The sequence below is a fragment of the Streptomyces sp. NK08204 genome, assembly GCF_020400585.1.
Classification (GTDB): domain Bacteria; phylum Actinomycetota; class Actinomycetes; order Streptomycetales; family Streptomycetaceae; genus Streptomyces.
On the sequence record NZ_JAINVF010000014.1, the window covers coordinates 24,627 to 41,658 of the forward strand.

Sequence of the window (17,032 nt, forward strand, 5' to 3'; positions counted from 1 at the left end):
CCGCAACCCTTCCGGGATCCGGACGCTTCGGTAACATGATGTTTCGTATGGCGCAGAAGCGAGCGCTATACGCAACAGAATCCGGGCGGGACGACCGTCGCGTCAAGGGCTTCCCGCAGATGCGGCCCGAACCGGGCCCACAGGTGGTGAGAGTTGAGCCATGACCCGCGCGCAGAAGCAGTCTGACCGCAGCGAGGGGGCCACGGAGGACCCACGGGCCCCGCAGAGGCAGGACGGCCGCGGAGCAGCCGGCGCGGTGCAGTCGGTGGACCGCGCCGTGAGCGTGCTGGAGATCCTCGCCCGGCACGGCGAGGCGGGCGTCACCGAGATCGCCGAAGAGCTGGACGTGCACAAGTCCACGGCGTTCCGGCTGCTCGGCGTACTGGAGAACCGTGGCCTGGTGGCGCAGGCCAAGGACCGCGGCAAGTACTACCTGGGGGCCGGCGTACTGCGCCTCGCGGGCGCGGCGGCAGTGCGGCTGGACATCTCCCAGGAGGGCGTCCCGGTCTGCCGCGAGGTCGCGGACGAGCTGGGCGAGACGGTGAACATCGCCGTACTGGACGACGACGCGGCCGTCAACATCATGCAGGCCCGTGGCACGGCGTCGGTGACCGCGCAGAACTGGCTGGGCAGGCGCACCCCGCTGCACGCCACCTCCAGCGGCAAGGTGCTGCTCGCCCACCTGTCGCCCACCCTGCGCGAGGGCCTGCTGGCCCGTCCGCTGCACCGGTTCACGGACCGCACGATCACCGGTGCGGCGATACTGCGTGCCGAATTGGAGGCCGTGGTGAAGCAGGGCTACGGCGTCACGATCGAGGAGCTGGAGCTCGGCCTGGCCGCCGTCGCCGCGCCGGTCCGGGCGCACGACGGCAAGGTGATCGCGGCGATCAGCGTCTCGGGTCCGGTGTACCGGCTGCACCCGGACCGGTTGCCGGAGGTGGCCAAGCGGACGGTGGCCGCGGGGGCCGAGCTGTCCCGCCGTATGGGCTACGGCTTCTGACGGAGAAACAGCGTGCGCACGGCGCGCGAAACAGTGCAACGACGGTGCGGTCCCGGGGAGTTCCCGGACCGCACCGTCGTGTGTCCGAGAGGTCCGGCCCCGCGGATGTCTGTAGGACAAGGGTTGCCCGCACCTCTTGACGGCCCCGCGGCGCCGTTCTCAATATGTTTCTCATCGTGCAACCCATCGTGTTATGCGCAACAGCAGAGGAGCTTGTCGTGCCACACGAGGTCCGTGCCGTAGTCGCTGTGAAGAAGTGCGCACCGGTGGAGGTGCGGACGATCGTCGTCCCCGACCCGGGTCCCGGTGAAGTGCTCGTGACCGTGCAGGCCTGCGGGGTGTGCCACACGGATCTGCACTACCGGGACGGCGCGATCACCGAGGACTTCCCGTTCCTGCTGGGCCACGAGGCCGCCGGGACGATCGAGGCGGTCGGCCCCGGAGTCACGGACCTCGAGCCGGGCGACTACGTGGTGCTGGCCTGGCGCGCGCCCTGCGGCAGCTGCCGCTCCTGTCGCCGCGGCCGGCCCTGGTACTGCTTCGACTCCCGCACCGCCGCCCAGCCGATGACGCTGCTGGACGGCACCGCGCTCACCAACGCCCTCGGCATCGGCGCCTTCGCGGAGAAGACACTGGTGGCAGCGGGTCAGGCGGTGAAGATCGACCCTGCCGCGCGTCCGGAGGCAGCGGGGCTCGTCGGCTGTGGGGTGATGGCCGGTTACGGCGCCGCGGTCAACACCGCGAACGTCGGCCGCGGCGACTCGGTGGCCGTCATCGGCTGCGGTGGCGTCGGCAACGCGGCCATCGTGGGGGCCTGCCTGAACGGCGCCATGAAAGTCATCGCCGTCGACATCGACGACAAGAAGCTGGACCAGGCGGAGAGGTTCGGCGCCACCCACACGGTCAACTCCCGGGGCACGGACCCGGTGGAGGCGGTCCGCGCGCTCACCGACGGCCTCGGCGTCGACATCGCGATCGACGCGGTGGGCCGGCCGGAGACGTTCACCCAGGCCTTCTACATGCGCGACCACGCGGGCCAGCTGGTCCAGGTCGGCGTCCCCGTCCCCGACGCGAAGGTCGAACTCCCGCTGATCGACGTCTTCTCGCGCGGCGGTGCCATCAAGTCCTCCTGGTACGGCGACTGTCTGCCGAGCCGGGACTTCCCGTTCCTCATCGACCAGTACCTGTACGGCCTGCTCGACCTCAACGCGTTCGTGTCCGAGACGATCACCCTGGACCAGGTGGAGGAGGCGTTCGCAAAGATGCACCGCGGTGAGGTGCTGCGCTCGGTGGTGGTCCTTTGAGCGGCGCCGTGCGGGCCGAACACGTCGTCCTGCGCGGCACCTTCGGCCTCGACGGCGAGACCTTCGACGTCGACGACAACGTCCGGGCGATCGGCGACGACGACCAGGTGCTGGGCGTGGACGCCGCGCACGACGCGGTAGCGATCGAGCGGGCGGTCGCGGGACGGCACGTCACCGCCGTCGTCTGCAACCAGCCCCACGACGACCACGTCGACACGGCGGCCGAACTCTGCGTCGCCACCGGCGCGCCCGTGCTGCTCCACCCGGACGACAACGAGTTGCGCTCGCACGCGCACCCCGGGCACAAGCCCGACGGCAAGCTGAGCGAAGGCCGCGTCACGGCCGTCGCCGACGTCGAACCGCCGGTCCTGCACATCCTCCGCCACACCCGGGACAGCTGCTGTCTCGACGTCCGGTCCGCCGGCGCCGTCCTCACCACAGACACCCTCTTCCACGGCGGCCCCGGCGCCACCGGCCGCTCGTACTCCGACCGCCCCACCATGGAGGCGTCCCTCCGCACCCGGCTGCTCACACTGCCCGGCCTCGCCGTCGTCCACACCGGGCACGGCCAGGACACCACGGTCACCGCCGAGCGGCCGGGCATCCCCACGGCCTGAGCGACTCCTCAGCCCGAGCGACTCCCCCGCACCTGCCATCCCCGCCACCCGCAAGGAGGGGCATGTCCAGCACACCCGAAGACCGCTCCCGCACCCCGGCAGGCCGCACCCGTGCTCTCGAAGTCCGCACCCGGGGGCCCCGCGTCGTCGTCATCGGCGCCGGTATCGTCGGCTGCTCCCTCGCCGACGAACTGACCGCCCGCGGCTGGACCGACGTCACCGTCCTCGAACAGGGCCCCCTGCCCGCCCCCGGCGGATCCACCTCGCACGCCCCCGGTCTCGTCTTCCAGACCAGCCCGTCCAAGACCCTCACCCGGTTCGCCCGGTACACGGTGGAGAAGTTCCGCTCCCTCGACGTCGACGGAGTCTCCTGCTTCGACCAGGTCGGCGGCCTGGAACTCGCCACCACCCCGGAGCGCCTGGCCGATCTGCACCGCCGGGCCGGTTACGCCGCCTCCTGGGGCGTCCGCGGCGAGGTCGTGAACACCGCCCGGTGCAGGGAACTCTGGCCGCTGCTGGACGAATCGGCCGTGCTCGGCGGTTTCCACACCCCGGACGACGGCCTGGCCCGCGCGCTGCTCGCGGCCCGCGCCCAGATGGACCGGGCCACCGCGCGCGGAGCCCGCTTCCTCGACCGGCACACGGTCACCGGCATCGAGCGGGAGGACGGCCGCGTCACCGGCGTGGTCACCGACCGGGGCACCTTCCCGGCCGACCACGTCGTCTCGGCGGCCGGGTTCTGGGGCCCGGTGATCGGCCGTATGGCCGGGGTCGACGTACCGCTGCAGCCCCTCGCCCACCAGTACGCGAGGACCCGGCCGTTGCCGGAGCTGAGCGGGGCCACGCAGGAGGCGGTCCGGCCCATCCTGCGCTTGCAGGACCGCGATCTGTACTTCCGCGAGCACACCGACCGCATCGGCATCGGGTCGTACGCCCACCGGCCGCTGCCGGTCGACCCGTTGGCCGTGCCCGCGTACGACGAGGCGCGTGCCCGGGACATGGAGATGCCCTCCTCGTTCCCCTTCACGGCGGAGGACTGGGAGCCGAGCTGGGAGGACTGCCGACGGCTGCTGCCCGCGCTGCGCGGGGTGGAGATCGAGAGCGGGTTCAACGGGGTGTTCTCGTTCACCCCGGACGGCATGCCGGTCCTCGGGGAGGCGCAGCAGCTGCGGGGCTTCTGGCTGGCGGAGGCGGTCTGGGTCACGCATTCCGCCGGTGTCGCCAAGGCGGTCGCCGAGTGGATGGTGGACGGCCGGCCGGCGATCGACGTGCACGAGTGCGACCTCGCGCGATTCGAGGAAGCGCAGCGTTCACCGTCGTACGTCCGTGAACGCGGTTCACAGCAGTTCGTGGAGGTGTATGACGTACTGCACCCCCTCCAGCCCATGGACCGGCCCCGGCCGCTGCGGGTCAGCCCCTTCTACGCACGCCAGCAGGAACTCGGCGCGTACTTCCTCGAGGGCACCGGCTGGGAGCGACCGCACTGGTACGAGGCCAACGCCCCGCTCGTGGACGCCCTCGGCGACCTGCCCGCACGTGACGCCTGGTCGGCCCGCTACTGGTCCCCCGTCGCCGCCGCCGAGGCGAAGGCGACCCGCGAGAGGGTCGCCCTGTACGACATGACCCCGCTGCGTCGTCTGGAGGTCACCGGACCCGGCGCCCTCACCTTCCTCGACCGCATGACCAGCAACAACCTCCGCAAGAAGCCGGGGGCGGTCACCTACACGCTGCTCCTGGACGAGACCGGAGGCATCCGCTCCGACCTCACGGTCGCCCGCCTCGGTCCCGACCGCTTCCAGGTCGGCGCCAACTCCCCCGCCGACCTGGACCGGCTGCTCCGCCACGCGCCCGCCGACGTCCGGATCCACGACATCACCTCCGGCACCTGCTGCATCGGCGTCTGGGGCCCCCTCGCCCGCGCCCTCGTCCAGCCGCTGGCCGGCGACGACTTCTCCCACGAGGGCTTCGGCTACTTCCGGGTGAAGCAGACGTACATCGGACATGTGCCGGTGACCGCGATGCGCCTGAGCTATGTGGGCGAGCTGGGCTGGGAGCTGTACACCACGGCCGACCTGGGTCTGAGGCTCTGGGACACGCTGTGGGAGGCCGGACGGGACCTCGGCGTGCTTGCCGCCGGCCGGTCCGCCTTCAACTCCCTGCGTCTGGAGAAGGGGTACCGGGCCTGGGGCGTCGACATGACCGACGAGCACAACCCCTTCGAGGCGGGACTCGGTTTCGCGGTCCGCATGGACAAGGAGGAGTTCGTCGGTCAGGAGGCCCTGCGGCGCCTGCCCGCGCCGGCCCGCCGGCTCACCCCGCTCCTCCTCGACGATCCGGCCGCCGTGGTGCTCGGCAAGGAGCCCGTGTTCGTCGGCGGGACCCCCGCCGGCTACGTGACCAGCGCGTCGTACGGCTACACGCTGGGCCGCTGTGTCGCCTACGCCTGGCTGCCGGCCGGTCTCGCCACCGGCACGGGCGTGCACATCGAGTACTTCGGCGAGAAGGTGCCGGCCACGGTCGCCGAAGAACCGCTTTTCGACCCGGAGATGACCCGCATCCGTCACTAGGAGGCGCCCGTGTCACCGTCTTACGACGTCATCGTCATCGGCCTCGGCGGCATGGGCAGCGCCGCCGCCCACCACCTGTCCGCGCGCGGCGCCCGCGTGCTCGGGCTGGAGAAGTTCGGCCCGGTGCACAACCGCGGCTCCAGTCACGGCGGTTCGCGGATCACCCGGCAGTCCTACTTCGAGGACCCGGCGTACGTGCCGCTGCTGCTGCGCGCCTACGAGCTGTACGAGGACCTGGCGCGGGAGACGGGCCGGGAGATCGCCGTCCTCGGCGGCGGTGTGATGATCGGCCGGCCGGAGTCGCGGACGGTCTCCGGCTCTCTGCGCTCGGCGCTGCGGTGGGACCTGCCGCACGAGATGCTCGACGCGAAGGAGATCCGCCGCCGCTTCCCCACTCTCGCCCCGCGCGACGACGAAGTGGCCCTGTACGAGAAGAAGGCAGGTCTGCTCCGCCCCGAGAACACCGTCGCCGCGCATCTGCAGCTCGCCACCCGCCAGGGCGCCGAGCTGCACTTCGAGGAGCCGGTGGTGCGCTGGGAGCCGTACCGGGGCGGGGTGCGCGTCCACACGGGCGTGACCACCTACACGGCGGCCGGGTTGGTGATCTGCCCTGGTGCGTGGGCGCCGCGGCTGCTCGCCGACCTCGGGGTGCCGTTCACCATCGAACGGCAGGTCATGTACTGGTTCCAGCCGCGGGGCGGCACCGAGCCGTTCCGCCCGGAGAACCACCCGATCTACATCTGGGAGGACGCCGAGGGCGTCCAGGTGTACGGCTTCCCGGCCATCGACGGCCCGGAACTGGGCGCGAAGGTCGCCTTCTTCCGGAAGGGCCGGGTCACCACCCCGGAGACCATCGACCGGACCGTGCACGAGGACGAGGTCGAGGCGATGGCGCAGCACATGTCCCGCTGCATCCCCGACCTGCCCGGCACCTTCCTCAAGGCCGCCACCTGCATGTACTCCAACACCCCGGACGAGCACTTCGTGATCGCCCGGCACCCCGCCCACCCGGCGTCGGTCACCGTGGCCTGCGGGTTCTCCGGGCACGGTTTCAAGTTCGTGCCCGTCGTCGGTGAAATCCTCGCCGATCTGGCGCTGACCGGCTCCACCGCGCACCCCATCGGCCTGTTCGACCCCGCCCGGCTCGCCGCCGCGCCCGCCTGACGAGGAGCATGCCCGTGTCGACGACCCCGGCCCCCGCGAGCCTCATCGCGACGCTGCCCGGCCGCTACTACACCGACCCGGAGATCTTCCGGAAGGAACAGGAGAAGCTCTTCGAGTCCATGTGGTTCTGCGCGGTCCGCAGCGCCGACCTGAGCGGGCCGGGTGCCTTCCGCACGGTCCGGGTGGGCCGCGAGAGCATCGTCATCACCCGCTCCCGCAGCGGCGAACTGCGCGCGTTCCTCAATGTGTGCCGGCATCGCGGGGCGCGACTGTGCACCGAGGAGTCCGGCCAGGTGCGCCGCAGCCTCCAGTGCCCGTACCACGCCTGGACGTACGACCTTGACGGCAAGTTGATCGCCGCACCCAACTTGATCAAGATGCCCGACGTCGACCGGGTCGCTTACGGGTTGATCAAGGTTGCCCTGCGCGAATGGCTCGGCTATGCCTGGGTGTGCCTCGCCGACGAACCGCCCTCCTTCGAGGACACCGTGATGTACGCGGCGGTCGAACGGCTCGGCGACGCAGCCGCCATCGAGCACTACGGCACCGAGAACCTGGCCCTCGGCAAGCGCATCACCTACGAGGTGAAAGCCAACTGGAAGCTGATCGTCGAGAACTTCATGGAGTGCTACCACTGCGCGACGATCCACCCCGAGCTCACCGCAGTGCTCCCGGAGTTCGCGAAGGGTTACGCGGCCCAGTACTACGTGGGCCACGGTGCCGAGTTCGGCGAGCGGATCCAGGGGTTCACGGTCGACGGCAGCGCGGGCTTCGGCAAGCTGGCCGAGGTCAGCGCGGAGCAGGACCGCCGCTACTACGCCATCACCGTCAAGCCGACCGTGTTCGTCAACCTCGTACCGGACCACGTCATCCTGCACCGCATGTTCCCGCTGGCCGAGGACCGCACGTCGGTGGAGTGCGACTGGCTGTACGCACCAGAGGTGGTGGCCTCGGGCGCGGACGTGTCGAAGTCGGTGGAGCTGTTCCACCGGGTCAACGTCCAGGACTTCGCGGCGTGTGAGCGCACCCAGCCGGCGATGTCCTCGCGCGCGTACCGCAGCGGCGGTGTGCTCGTCCCCAGCGAGCACCACATCGGGATCTTCCACGAATGGCTGCTCGGCCGGCTGGGAGACGCCCGTGCCTGATCTGTACATCGACGGCGAGTGGCGCGGCGCCCTGGACGGGCGCATCCGCGAGATCCGCTGTCCCGCGGACGGCTCCCTGGTGGGGGTCGTGGACGAGGCGTGCGGCAAGGACACGGCAGAGGCGATCGCGGCGGCCCGCCGTGCCTTCGACACCGGCCCGTGGCCGCGTACGACCCCCGAGGAGCGCGGTGACCTGCTGCTGCGGGTCGCCGACCTGCTCGTCCGCGACAGGGACGCCCTCGCCCGCGCCGAGTCCCTGGACACGGGCAAGCGGCTGGTGGAGAGCACCGGCGACATCGACGACGTCGTGAACTGCTTCCGCTACTTCGGGCGGCTGGCGGCGGGTGAGACCGGGCGGGTGATCCACACCGGCCGGGAGGACGTCGACAGCCGGGTGGTGTACGAGCCCGTCGGCGTCTGCGCGCTGATCACGCCCTGGAACTACCCGCTGTTGCAGACCGCGTGGAAGGCCGCCCCGGCCCTCGCGGCCGGCAACACCTTCGTGCTGAAGCCGAGCGAACTGACCCCGCACACGGCGATCCGCCTGGTCCGGCTGCTGGCGGAGGCAGGACTGCCGGCGGGCGTGGCCAACCTGGTGCTGGGCGCAGGCCCCGAGGCGGGAGCTCCGCTCGGCGACCATCCGGACGTCGACCTGGTGTCGTTCACGGGCGGTCTGCGGACCGGTCGCCGGCTGATGGCGGCGGCGGCCGGCACGGTGAAGAAGGTCGCGCTGGAACTCGGCGGCAAGAACCCGAACATCGTCTTCGCGGACGCCGCCTTCGAGGCCGCGGTCGACATGGCGCTGACCGCCGTGTTCCTGCACTCCGGGCAGGTGTGCTCGGCGGGGGCCCGGTTGCTGGTAGAAGACACGCTGCACGACCGGTTCGTCGACGAGGTCGTACGGCGGGCGCGGCGCATCCGGCTGGGCGGGCCGTTCGACGAGCGGGCCCACACCGGGCCGCTGATCTCGGCGGCCCATCGGGCCGGGGTGGAGGCCTACGTGGCCAGAGGGCTTCAGGAGGGCGCGGTGCTGCGCTGCGGCGGCGCCCGGCCCACGGGTCCCGGCTACGACGAGGGCTTCTACTACCTGCCGACCGTCCTGGACGAGTGCACCAGCGGCATGACCGTGGTGCAGGAGGAGTCCTTCGGGCCGGTGCTGACCGTCGAGCGGTTCCACGGCGAGGAGGAGGCCGTCCGGCTCGCCAACGACACCGTCTACGGGCTCGCCGGCGCCGTGTGGACGAGCGACGAGGCCAGGGCCGCCCGGGTCGCCGCGCGGCTGCGGCTCGGCACGGTCTGGATCAACGACTACCACCCGTATGTGCCGCAGGCCGAATGGGGAGGTTACAAGCAGTCCGGGTTCGGCCGCGAACTCGGGCCCGCAGGGCTCGCCGAGTACCGCGAGACGAAGCACATCTGGCGCGCCACCGCGCCCGCGCCGCAAGGCTGGTTCGCCTGAAGGAGTCCGCTCATGACGCCCACCGAGCAATCGCCAGGCCCACACCACCACGACGACGCCGAACTCGCCGAGTTCGGCTACAGACCCGAACTCAAGCGCACCCTGGGCAACTTCCACACCTTCGCCGCCGGGATCAGCTACATCTCGATCCTGACCGGCACCTTCCAGCTCTTCTACTTCGGCTACGGCAGCGGCGGCCCCGCCTACTGGTGGTCGTGGCCGATGGTGTTCGCCGGCCAGTTCATGGTCGCTCTGTGTTTCGCCGAGCTGGCCGCCCGCTATCCGGTGGCGGGATCGGTCTACAACTGGTCCAAGAAGATCGGCAATCCGCATCTCGGCTGGCTGGCCGGGTGGATGATGTTGATCGCGTCCATCGTGTCCATCTCGGCCGTCGCGCTCGCCTATCAGTTGACCCTGCCGCAGATCTCGTCCGCCTTCCAGTTCGTGGGGGACGGCACGGGGAAGTACGACGTGGCGACGAACGCGGTCGTCCTGGCGGCCGTGTTGATCCTGTTCACCACGCTCGTCAATGCTTTCGGCGTCAAGCTGATGGCCACGATCAACACCGCGGGTGTCTTCATCGAGTTGATCGCCACCGTTGTATTGATCATCCTGTTCGCCGTCCACATCACCCGGGGCCCTCAAGTCGTCATGGAGACGAACCACACGGGCGCGGGCTACTCCACCGGGTACCTGGGCGCGTTCCTGGTCGCCTCGCTCGCGTCGGCGTACGTCATGTACGGCTTCGACACCGCCGCCTCGCTCGGCGAGGAGTCGCTGGACCCGTCCCGCAACGCCCCGCGCGCCATCGTCCGGGCGATCGTCGCCTCGTTCCTCCTGGGCGGTCTCGTGCTGCTGCTGGCGCTGATGAGCGTCTCCAGCCTCAAGGGCGACAAACTGTCCACGGACGGCCTCCAGTACGTCGTGCTGGACGTGCTCGGCCCGACGGCCGGCAAGGCCATGCTGTGGTGCGTGCTGATCGCCGTCACGGTGTGCGCCCTGGCCGTGCACACGGCGGCGATCCGGCTGGCCTTCGCGATGGCCCGCGACAACAACCTGCCCGCGTCCTCGCTGATGGCCCGGGTCAGCCCGCGCTTCCAGACTCCGGTGCTGCCGGCCGTGATCATCGGTGTGCTGGCGCTGGCGATCCTCGTGGTCAACATCCGCCAGCCGCAGATCTTCACGGTCGTCACCAGCATCGGCATCGTCATGATCTACCTGGCCTATCTGGGCGTGACCGCGCCAATGCTGGTGGCCCGGCTGCGCGGGAAGTGGCAGCCGGCGGGCGGGGACAGGTTCTCGCTGGGCCGCTGGGGGCTGCCGGTCAACATCGTCGCGGTGGTGTGGGGCGCGGCCATGACGGTCAACCTGATCTGGCCGCGGGCCGCCGTCTACAACGCGTCCGCGCCGTACCACTGGTACCTGCGCTGGGGTGCGGTGCTGTTCGTCGCGGTCATCTCGGGCGGCGGCTTCGCCTACTACTGGTTCGTCCAGCGCCGCCGGACCGGCGTGCTCGCCGAGCACCGCCTGGAGGCCGCGCCCGCCGCCCCGTCCGCACCGCTCGCCGCTCCGGCGGCCGACTGAGTCCCGACTCCCAGGAGGTCACTGCTCATGAGCATCGATGAGTTCGACTACGTCGTGGTCGGCGGCGGCACCGCGGGCAACGTCGTGGCGGCGCGGCTCTCCGAGGACCCGTCCGTGACGGTGTGCGTCCTGGAGGCCGGCCCGAGCGACGTCGGCGACGACGACGTCCTCAGACTGGAGCGCTGGATGGGGCTGCTCGAGTCCGGCTACGACTGGGACTACCCGGTCGAGCCGCAGGCCGGCGGCAACAGTTTTATGCGGCACGCGCGCGCGAAGGTGCTGGGCGGCTGTTCGTCGCACAACTCCTGCATCGCCTTCTGGGCGCCCGCGGAGGACCTGGACGACTGGGCCGCACAGGGCTGCAGGGGCTGGAGCGCGGCCGACCTGTTCCCGCTGTACCGGCGGCTGGAGAACAACGACGCGCCCGGCGACCATCACGGCCGCAGCGGTCCGGTGAGACTGCGCACGCTCAAGGGCGAGGACCCGTGCGGCACGGCCCTGCTGGAGGCGTGCGCACAGGCGGGCATACCCACGGTCCCGTTCAACACCGGCAGGACCGTGGTGCGCGGGGCGAACTGGTTCCAGATCAACTCCGACGAGAACAACATCCGCCAGTCCTCGTCCGTGGCGTACCTGCACCCGGTGCTGGGCAAGCGGCCGAACCTGGATGTACGGACCGGAGTGCGGGCCAGGAAACTCGTGCTGGAGGGGCGGCGGTGCGCGGGCGCCGAGTACCTCGGTCCGGACCTGGTGCACACCCGCACGGTACGGGCCCGGCGCGAGGTGATCGTCTCCTGTGGCTCGATCGACTCCCCCAAGCTGCTGATGCTGTCGGGCATCGGGCCGGCGGAACATCTCCGTGAGATCGGCGTCGAGGTGGTCGTGGACTCGGCGGGCGTCGGCGAGAACCTCCAGGACCACCCCGAGGGCGTCATCATGTGGGAGGCCCGGCAGCCCATGACGACCACGTCCAGCCAGTGGTGGGAGGCAGGGGTCTTCTACGACACCGAACCCGGCCTGGACCGCCCGGACCTGATGTTCCACTACGGTTCGGTGCCGTTCGACATGAACACCGCGCGGTGGGGCTATCCGACCTCGGAGAACGCGTTCTGCCTGACGCCCAACGTGACGAAGGCGAAGTCACGGGGCACGGTGCGGCTGCGGACCCGGGACTACCGGGACAAACCCAGGGTGGACCCCCGGTACTTCACGCATGAGCACGATGTGCGCGTGATGACGTACGGCTTCGGGCTCGCCCGGAAGATCGCCGCGCAGCCTGCGCTGAGCGGCTGGGCGGGGGCGGAGCTGGCCCCGGGACCGGATGTGCGGTCGGACGACGAACTCCTCGACTACATCCGCAAGACCCACAACACCGTCTACCACCCTTCCTGCACGGTGAAGATGGGAGCCGACGACGACCCCTCGGCCCCGCTCGACGCGCGGCTGCGGGTCAAGGGGGTCGAGGGGCTGCGGGTCGCCGACGGGTCGGTGATGCCCGACCTGATCGCCGTCAACCCGTGCATCACCACGATGGTGATCGGGGAGAAGTGCGCGGACCTTCTGAAGGAGGACGCCTGACCGTCATGCCGGGCGCCGGAACACCCGGGTCGCCGTGATCTCGCTGTGCACCGTTTCTCCGGCCTGGGGCTGCTGGGGCAGACCGGGCCGCAGGTGTTCCTCGACGCTGATGTACTTCAGGCCCGCTCTGAGGTCGGCGTCGTTGCGCAGCCGGATGACCAGCGGGAACTCCGCGAGCGCGGTCGTGTCGAACAGGCCTGTGGTGTACAGCAGCTGCACGCCCAGCGCATCCGACACGGCCCGCTGCAGCTCCAGCAGGTACGTGGCGTTGGCGCGGCCGATCGGGTTGTCCAGGAACAGCGTGCCGGCGTGCCGGTGCTTGTCCCGGCCCCGGTCGTTGGAGCGCAGGGCCGCCATCGTGCAGTACAGGGCGATGGCGGCCGTCAGCAGCTGACCGCCCGAGAACACGTCGCCCATCTGCCCGACGGGAACGCGCTCGGCGCGCAGTACGGCGTCGGGCTTGAGGATCTCGACGGCCACGCCCTTGGGCTGGAGGGCGGCGGCGACTCCGCGCAGCAGCAGGGACATGCCGTCGCGGCGCAGGTCGGAGTTCTTCTTGACGGCCGCGCGTGTGGCCTCGTCGATGACGTCGCCGAGCCGTTCGGTGAGCGTTGCCTGGTCGGGTTCCTCGAAGCGGATGCGCAGGAACTCCTGTCCCGACCACTCGCCGAGCCCTTCGGGCAGCCGGGAGAGCCGCTGGGCGGACCTGAGCGTCGCCAGCGCCGACTCCACGAGGCCGCGCAGGCGGTCCACGATCGAGTCACGGTTGCGCTCCAGCTGCGCCAACTCGTCGGTCAGGACGCGCAGCCGGGGTGCGAAGGCGTCCGCCCACCTCTGGGCGTGCTCGGGCAGGGCGGAGGCGGGCAGCTCGCGGATCTGCTGCCGGGCGGGGGTGCGGACCTGTTCGTAGCGCGTGGAGTTGGCGTGCCGGACGAGGACGTCGCTCGCCTCGCGCACGGCCGACTCGGCGGCGGACAGGTCGGCGGCGCAGCCGCGCAGCGAGCGGCGGGCCTCGGCGCCGGAGTGCCGGGCCTCCTCCAGGGTGCCGGGGTAGGGCTCCGGTTCGTCCTGCTCCTCTTCCAAGGCGTGCTCGCGCAGCAGGTCGCGGAGCATCGCGGCGATCTCGTCGAAGCCGCCTGCCGCGTCCTCGGCGGCCCGGTGGGCCTCCAGCAGCTCGGCGTGTGCCTCGCGGGCCTGAGCCAGCGCCTCGGTGCGGGCCGCGAGTTCGGCGGTGGCGGTGCGCAGCAGGGCCTGGGCGTGCTCGGCGTCGCGCGGGACGAGTTCCTCGGACAGCCCGGTGTGCGCCTCGCCGTCCTCGGGGGCGAGACGCTCGGCCTCGCCACGCAGCCGGCCGAGCTGCTCGCTCGCGGACGACATACGGGTCTCCAGGAGCTGCACCAGCTCCTCCGCGCGTGCGGCCGCGGCCTGCCGGGAGGGGCCGTCGGAGCCGTCAGGCGACTGCAGGAGTTGCTCGGCGCGGGTGCGGACCTTGTTGCTGAGGCGGTCCAGTTCGGCGCGGGCCGCGCTCTCGTCGCTCTCCGCGCGGGCCTGCTCGGCGCGCAGGTCGGCGCCGACGCCGACCTTCTCGTACACCTGCGAGGCGGCCCGGTAGGCCTCGCGGAGGGCGGCCAGGGGGGCCTCGGGGGCGTCGGTGCCGTCGTCCGGTACGTCGTCGGGGGCGCCGGCGATCTCGGAGCGCTCGGCGCGCAGCGCACGCGCGGTGCGTCGGGCGTCGTCGGCGGCTCGCTGGGCGGCGCGGCGGTCCTCGTCGGCGGCTCGCGCGCGCTCCAGGCAGGCCTGGGCGCGGACCTCGCACTCGGCGGCCTCGTCGGCGAGTTCGCGCAGGCGGGCCTGCCAGCCGGCTCGCTCGCGCAGCCGGTAGGCGAGTCCGGCGAGGGCGTCGGCGGCGCGACGGGCCTTCTGCGCGGCCTCCTGCCGCTCGTCCCGGACCCGCGTGCTCTCGGCGGCGCTCTCGTCGGCCTCCGCACGGGCGGTCCGGGCCTCGGTGAGTTCGGCCTCGGCCTCCTCGGCGAACGCGCGCGCGTCCCGGGCGGCCTGGGCGAGTTCGGTGAGCCGGCCGGCCGGGCAGCCGGTGCGCCAGGAGGCGAGCCGGGCGGCCAGCTCGCGGTCCTTGCCGAGCCGGGCGGCCAGGGCGCGGATCTCCTCGTCGCGCTCGGTGGCCCGTACGCGCAGTGCCTGCCGCTCCTCGTCTGCGGCGTGCTCGTCGTGCATGGCCGGGTTCGGCGGCACGAGGAAGACGTCACCGGAGCCGGCGCCGGCGGCGGGCGGCGGGGCGAGCAGGGCCGCGGCCGTTCCGACGGCGACGGCCGAGCGTGGCAGCAGGGCCGCCTCGGCGAGCGCCTCGCGGGCACGCACGTGTGTGTCCGGGTCGGTGATGATCACGCCGTCGACCAGTTCGGGGCGGGCGGCGAGCACGCGCGCGTGGTCGGCGGGGTCGACGGCCTGGGCGAGGTAGCGCCAGCCGGGCAGCGCGGGGATGCCGTGCTCGCCGAGGTACTCGACGGTGGCCAGCACGTCGGGGCCGGGCGGCAGCAGTCCGCCGTCGCCGAGGGCGCCGAGGATGCGGGCGTCGTCGGCGGCGGCGGTGCGCAGCTCGAACAGGTGCCGTTCGGCGGTGGACACGGTGTCGTCGAGGAGTGCGCGCAGGTCGTCGGCGAAGCGGTCGAGTTCCTCGGGGCTGAGCACGGCCTGCCGTGCGTCGCCCGTCTCGCCGTCATGGCGCGGCTGGGGGATCAGCGGGCGGTCGTCGCCCGTGAGGCCCAGCAGTTCCGCGAGCCGCTTCTCGGCCGCCAGTGCCTCGGCGAGCCGGCGCTCGGCGTCGTACGAGCGCTCCGCGGCCGTCGCCGCGTCGGCCGCGCGGGCCGCGGTGAGTTCCGCGCGGGACTCTGCCGCGGCCGCCTCGCGCGCGTGCTCGGTGGCCGTGCGGGCGGCTTCGCGGGCCGCGTCCCAGGCGGCCACGGCGGTCTTCTCGGCGTCGCTGGCGGCGAGCGCGGCACGGGCCGGGTCGGCGTCCGGGGCGCTGTCGTCGAGCCAGCCCGCGCGGACGGCCTCGGCGGTCTCCTGCTCGACCTCGGCGAGGCGCTGGCGCAGGTGCCCGGCCTCGCTGCGGGCGCGCTGCGCCTCGGTGGCGGCAGCCGTGTTGTCGCGGTAGGCGGCGTCGCTGACCTCCTGGAGGGCGGCGGAGCGCTCCTCCTCCTCGTTGGCGAGGGACTCGGCGCTCCCGGCCGCCGTGTGCAGGGCCCGTACCAGGTCCACGGCGGCCTTGGCGCGGGCGGCGAGCGCGGGGGCCGCGTCCCGCTCGGCCTCCTGGATGGCGGCGGACACGCGCGCGACCCGGTCGGCGGCGGCACGGTGGCGCAGCGCGGCCTCGGCGGCCTGCCACGCGGCGTGCAGCGTGCGCGCGTCGGCCAGCTCGCGTTTCTGTGCGGCGGCGGACTTCTCGGCGGCGGCGAGCGCCAGGGAGGCGTGCCGGTAGGCGAGTTCGGCGGCGACCAGGGCACTGCGCTCACGGGCGCCCTCGGAGTGCGTGACGGCGTAGGCGGCGGCCGTGACCCGCTGGGCGAGGTCGGCGGCCCGCACCCGCTCCCGCACGGCCCGCGCGGACAGCCGCCGGGCCAGCGTTCGGGTGCGGCGCTCGGCGCCGGCGTGGACGTCACGCGCGCGTGAGCGGGCCTCGGCCGCCTCCACGATCCGCCCGAGCAGGTCCACGGAACCGGCGGTGAAGTCCCGTTCGGCCATCAGTTCGGCGCGTCGGCCCAGCTTGTTGCCGAAGCCGCTGACCAGGTCGGCGAGGCCGTCGGTGTCGCGGGTGTCGGTGACCGCGCGCAGCAGCAGGTCGGTGAAGTCGGAGTCCTTCTTGACCGCGAAGAGGCCGGCCGCCTCGCCCTCGTCGGCGTTCATCTCCCGCTGGTAGCGGAAGAGTTCGGGGTCGAGGCCGAGGTCGCCGAGGTGCTCGGTCCAGCGTTCGTGGGTCTCCTCCCAGTGCACCTCCAGGTGCGGGTACGCCTTCCCCGCCTCGGTGAGGGCGTCCCGGAAACCCTTCATGGTGCGGCGGCGGCCCTGGGCGCCGGAGGAGCCCTCCGCGGGCGGCCGTACGGCGGTGGACTCGGCGACGGGGAGGTTGTCCAGGCTGAGTCCAGGTCCGGGCCGGAAGGAGTACCAGGCCTCCGCGAACTTGCGGGGGTCGTTGGAGACCTGACGGCCGCGCCACTCGCTGACCTTGCCGACGACGACGCACTCGCCGGTCTGCACGTGCTGCCACTCCAGGGCCACGTGTCCGCAGTCGTCGGCGAGCAGGAACTTGCGCAGCACGCCGGAGCTGGCGCCGCCGAGGGTGTTGCGGTGGCCCGGCAGCATCACCGAGAAGATCAGCTTGAGCAGCACGGACTTGCCGCCGCCGTTCTCCAGGAACAGCACGCCCGCGGGCGCGGGCCGGCGCGGCGGTCCGGTCGGCTCCTCCTCGAAGAACTCCGCCTGCGTGGGCGCCGGGTCGGGCACGGGCTCGCCCACGCCCCGCAGGTCAAGCACGGTGTCGGCGTAGCGCGCACCGGCGGGCCCGATGGAGTAGAGGCGGACCCGGGACAGCTCGTACAT

At 72.2% G+C, this 17,032-nt stretch carries 10 protein-coding genes; 9 read left to right on the forward strand and 1 reads right to left on the reverse strand.

What is annotated here, in order from left to right; translation table 11 throughout:
• The first annotated feature begins 160 nt into the window (after nucleotides 1-160).
• From K7G59_RS21355 to K7G59_RS21395, 9 genes are all read left to right on the forward strand, one after another.
• On the forward strand, nucleotides 161-1,000 hold the full coding sequence (locus K7G59_RS21355) for an IclR family transcriptional regulator (protein WP_263976595.1): 840 nt from the start codon (nucleotides 161-163) through the stop codon (nucleotides 998-1,000).
• Nucleotides 1,001-1,218: 218 nt separating this feature from the next.
• On the forward strand, nucleotides 1,219-2,304 hold the full coding sequence (locus K7G59_RS21360; RefSeq protein ID WP_225836579.1) for an S-(hydroxymethyl)mycothiol dehydrogenase: 1,086 nt from the start codon (nucleotides 1,219-1,221) through the stop codon (nucleotides 2,302-2,304).
• The gene (locus K7G59_RS21365) at nucleotides 2,301-2,921 is read left to right on the forward strand and encodes an MBL fold metallo-hydrolase (RefSeq protein WP_225836581.1); all 621 of its coding nucleotides are present in this window, start codon (nucleotides 2,301-2,303) and stop codon (nucleotides 2,919-2,921) included. Before K7G59_RS21360 ends, K7G59_RS21365 begins: the two co-directional genes overlap by 4 nt.
• Before the next feature lie 62 nt (nucleotides 2,922-2,983).
• Nucleotides 2,984-5,488, forward strand: coding sequence for an FAD-dependent oxidoreductase (locus K7G59_RS21370; RefSeq protein WP_225836583.1), 2,505 nt, complete (start codon nucleotides 2,984-2,986; stop codon nucleotides 5,486-5,488).
• A 9-nt stretch (nucleotides 5,489-5,497) separates the two neighbouring features.
• A complete protein-coding gene (solA, locus tag K7G59_RS21375; protein WP_225836585.1) occupies nucleotides 5,498-6,652 on the forward strand; it encodes an N-methyl-L-tryptophan oxidase in 1,155 nt (384 codons plus the stop codon).
• 8 nt (nucleotides 6,653-6,660) lie between these two features.
• Nucleotides 6,661-7,797 (forward strand): aromatic ring-hydroxylating dioxygenase subunit alpha, encoded by a 1,137-nt coding sequence (locus K7G59_RS21380; protein ID WP_225836587.1) that lies wholly within the window; start codon nucleotides 6,661-6,663, stop codon nucleotides 7,795-7,797.
• Nucleotides 7,790-9,256, forward strand: a complete 1,467-nt coding sequence (locus K7G59_RS21385; protein WP_225836589.1) for an aldehyde dehydrogenase family protein — start codon at nucleotides 7,790-7,792, stop codon at nucleotides 9,254-9,256. The genes K7G59_RS21380 and K7G59_RS21385 overlap by 8 nt, the downstream gene beginning before the upstream one ends.
• A 12-nt stretch (nucleotides 9,257-9,268) precedes the next feature.
• Nucleotides 9,269-10,840 (forward strand): APC family permease, encoded by a 1,572-nt coding sequence (locus K7G59_RS21390; protein WP_225836591.1) that lies wholly within the window; start codon nucleotides 9,269-9,271, stop codon nucleotides 10,838-10,840.
• A 27-nt stretch (nucleotides 10,841-10,867) separates the two neighbouring features.
• Complete coding sequence (locus tag K7G59_RS21395; RefSeq protein WP_225836593.1) at nucleotides 10,868-12,418, forward strand: GMC family oxidoreductase; 1,551 nt, start codon at nucleotides 10,868-10,870, stop codon at nucleotides 12,416-12,418.
• Nucleotides 12,419-12,421: 3 nt separating this feature from the next.
• Here K7G59_RS21395 and K7G59_RS21400 read toward each other — a convergent pair whose 3' ends face one another.
• Nucleotides 12,422-17,032, reverse strand: coding sequence for a hypothetical protein (locus K7G59_RS21400; RefSeq protein ID WP_225836595.1), 4,611 nt, complete (start codon nucleotides 17,030-17,032; stop codon nucleotides 12,422-12,424).